This window comes from Archangium sp. (genome assembly GCF_036389735.1).
Lineage (GTDB): Bacteria > Myxococcota > Myxococcia > Myxococcales > Myxococcaceae > Archangium.
This window is the reverse complement of the sequence record NZ_DASVWK010000407.1, coordinates 1-3,495: the sequence shown is the minus strand read 5'-3', so window position 1 is coordinate 3,495 and position 3,495 is coordinate 1. Positions and strand designations below refer to the sequence as shown.

Sequence of the window (3,495 nt, the reverse complement as noted above, 5' to 3'; positions counted from 1 at the left end):
CTCCGTGGGCACGCTCGCCGCGGGCGTGGCGCATGAAATCAACAACCCGCTCGCCTACGTCACCGCCAACATCCAGTTCGTCCTCCGGGAGATGCCGGAGCTCCAGCGGCTCGCCCGGAAGAACACCCCCGACCACGAGTCCGCCGAGGAGGAGGACTGGGACGAGGTGCACAACGCCCTGTCCGAGGCGCGCGAGGGCTGCGCGCGGGTGCAGCACATCGTCCAGAGCCTCAAGTCCTTCTCGCGCGGGGACGACGGCAAGCGCGAGCCCACGGACCTGCCGCGCACCCTGGAAGCGGCCATCAACATGGCGGGCAATGAGATCCGCCACCGCGCCCGGCTGGTGCGCGACTACCAGGACGTGCCCGCGGTGGAGGCGAATGAGGTGCGGCTCGCCCAGGTGTTCCTCAACCTGCTCATCAACGCCGCGCATGCCATCGAGGCGGGGGCCGCGGACCGCCATGAGGTTCGCGTCTCCACCCGCCTGGGCGAGGACGGGCGGGTGCGGGTGGCCATCACCGACACCGGCAGCGGGATGACCCCCGAGGTCCGCGCCCGACTCTTCACCCCGTTCTTCACCACCAAGCCAGTGGGGGTGGGCACGGGGCTCGGGCTGTCCGTCTGCCAGGGCATCGTCACCAGCCTGGGCGGGCACATCGAGGTCCAGAGCGAGCTGGGGCGCGGCAGCACCTTCACCATCGTCCTCCCCGCCTCCACCTCCGGGGTGCGGGACGCGCCGGACACGCCGGCCGAACCCGAGAAGGCGAGGCGGGCGCGCATCCTGGTGGTGGATGACGAGCCGCTCGTGGGGGCCGCGCTCCGCCGGGCGCTGGGCCACGAGCACGAGGTCCACGTGACGACGAGCGCGCGCGAGGCCCTGGCCCGGGTACGCCAGGGTCCACCCTTCGACGCCATCCTGTGCGACCTGATGATGCCGGAGATGACGGGCATGGAGCTCTTCGCCGAACTCCAGTGCACGAGCCCCACGCAGGCCCAGGTGGTGCTCTTCTTCACCGGCGGAGCCTTCACCGAGACGACCCGAGCCTTCCTCGAACAGCACCAGGAGCGGGTGCTGGGCAAGCCCATCGACACGGGCGTCCTGCGCGAGCGGCTCCGCGTCCTGCTCGAGGGCCACACGCCCGCCTCCGCCCTCTCCTCCACAAGTTGAGTGTCCCCATGTCCCCCCCCATGCCGCCCCACCCCTCCCCCGTCTGGTGCCGCCTGCTGCCGCTGGCGGCGCTCCTGTGCACCGGCCCCGCCCTCGCACAAGACACTCCCGAGGACCCCGAGCCGGAGTGGACCCAGTCCCTGTCCCTGGAGGAGTTGCTGCAAGTGGAGCTGTCCGCGCCCTCCAAGCACCTCCAGAAGGCCCGCGAGGCGCCCGGCGTGGCCACGGTGGTGACGCGCGAGCAGATGCAGCGGTTCGGCTGGTCGACGATCGACGACATCCTCTTCAGCCAACCCGGCTTCTTCCCCTCGCACGACTTCGAGCGCTCCGTGGTGGGGTCCCGCGGCCTCTGGGAGGGGTGGAACAACAACCACCTGCTGCTGCTGGTGGACGGCGTGCCCATGAACGACAACGACACCGCCGCCGCGTTCACCTGGGACATCACGCCGCTCTTCATGGTGAAGAGCATCGAGGTGCTTCGGGGTCCCGGCTCCGCCCTGTACGGCTCCAGCGCCATCCACGGAGTCGTCGCCCTCAACACGCTCTCCTCGGCGCGCACCCTGGGAGAGGGTGAGCGGCTGGAGCTCAACAGCGAGGCGCGGCTGCGCGTGGGGGACTACGGCACGGCGGCCGTGGACGTGGTGACCGTCACCCGCTCCCGCCACATCTCCGCGGTGGTCGGCTTCCAACACCACCGCACCGATGGGTTCTCCTATCTGTCCCATGACGGCTCGGGCCGCACCGATGACACGGGCGCGCTCCAGCGCTTCCGCATCAACGACCGCCACGACAGCGACTACCTCTTCGTCAAGCTGGAGCCCTTGAAGGCCCTGGAGGGGCTGTCCCTCCAGTACCACCTCCAGGACTGGCGCTTCGGCACCGGCCATGGCTGGTTGTTCTGGGCGCCCGACCTCGATGGCCCCATGCACGAACGCAGGCACCTCGCGGTGCTGCGTTACCACTCGGCACCGGGCAGCCGGCTGGAGCAGGAGTACGTGTTCAGGTACCAGCGGCACGAGTCCGACAACCAGGTCCGCCTCTACCCGAGCGGCGCCCTCGACGGGTACTACCCCGCCGGAGTGTCCGAGGTGTACCGCACCGCGCTCAACGGCCTCTTCGGCCGGGCGCAGCTCTCGTTCTCACCGCTCGAGCGCCTCTCGCTGCTCGGAGGAGTGGAGTACTCGGCCACCCTGTATGCCGGGGACGAGGTGCACTACAGCAACGCCGACCTCACCGACGCCGCCAACGACTACCCCGCCTCGCCCACCCCGGTGCGGCTCGGTGCCATCTACGAGCCCATCGTCGGAGAGCCGGTGCACGATGCGGCGGCCTATGCCCAGCTCGCCTGGAGCCGGATGCTGGAGCTGCCCCTGTCGCTGACGGTGGGGGTGCGTTACGACCGGAGCTTCTTCCACTACCGAGACCTGAAGCAGCCCGAGAGGACCCGGCGCTTCAAGTCCTACGAGCAGCTCAGCCCGCGCTTCGTGCTGGTGTACACCCCCAGCCCCGCGCTCAGCCTCAAGTTCCAGGCCGGCCGCGCCTTCCGGGCCCCGTCGCCCAGCGAGCTCTTCGGCGCCAACACCTGGACGACGGAGTCCGACCTCGAGGCGTTGCGCCCCGAGCAGGTCACCACCTTCGAGCTCAACGCCGACTGGAGCCTCAGCCGCTACGTGACGTGGCGCGGCACGCTCTTCCACTCGCGCTACGACAACCTCACCGGCTATAGCTTGAACGTGCTGAGCAACCTCCTCTCCCAGACGAACGCGGGCCTGGAGTCCGAGGTGCTGGCGGAGGTGGACCTGGGGAAGCACGGCCGGGTGTCGGCCTTCGGCAACTACACCTACGTGCGGCTGCTCGGAGGCGCGGACGAGAGCGGCGTGTCGCCGGCCCACGAGGGGCACCTCACCTGGGCCCCCGCCCACCTGGCCAAGGCCGGGGTGAGCTACCAGCGGCAGCGCTTCAGCGTCGCGCTCCAGGGGCGCTACCAGGGAGAGGTGCACCGCCGCGGCGAGGACATGGCGACCCCCGAATACGCCGCCCTGCGTCCCGAGACCGTGCCCGCCTGGTTCCGGCTCGATGCCAACGCCCGCTACCAGCTCACCGGCTGGGCTTCCGTCGAGCTCAAGGTGTCCAACCTGCTGGACGCGGAGAGCTACCTGCTGAAGAACGGCGACTTCCCCTTCGACTACCGGATGGAGGGCCGCCGCGTCTTCGGCACGCTGGAGATCAACCTCTGAGGGCTCACCGGTAGAACGGCACCACGGGCACTGGCCGCGACTGGCAATCCTCCAGCAGCCGCTGGGACAGGCTCGGACTACAGAGCCGCA

General features: G+C 70.0%; 2 protein-coding genes. Both read left to right on the top strand.

What is annotated here, in order from left to right; genetic code table 11:
* On the top strand, positions 1–1,168 hold a 1,168-nt coding region (locus VF794_RS14680), incomplete at its 5' end, for an ATP-binding protein (RefSeq protein ID WP_331110835.1).
* A gap of 8 nt (positions 1,169–1,176) precedes the next feature.
* Positions 1,177–3,405 (top strand): TonB-dependent receptor, encoded by a 2,229-nt coding sequence (locus VF794_RS14675; protein ID WP_331110833.1) that lies wholly within the window; start codon positions 1,177–1,179, stop codon positions 3,403–3,405.
* The last annotated feature ends 90 nt before the right edge of the window (positions 3,406–3,495 follow it).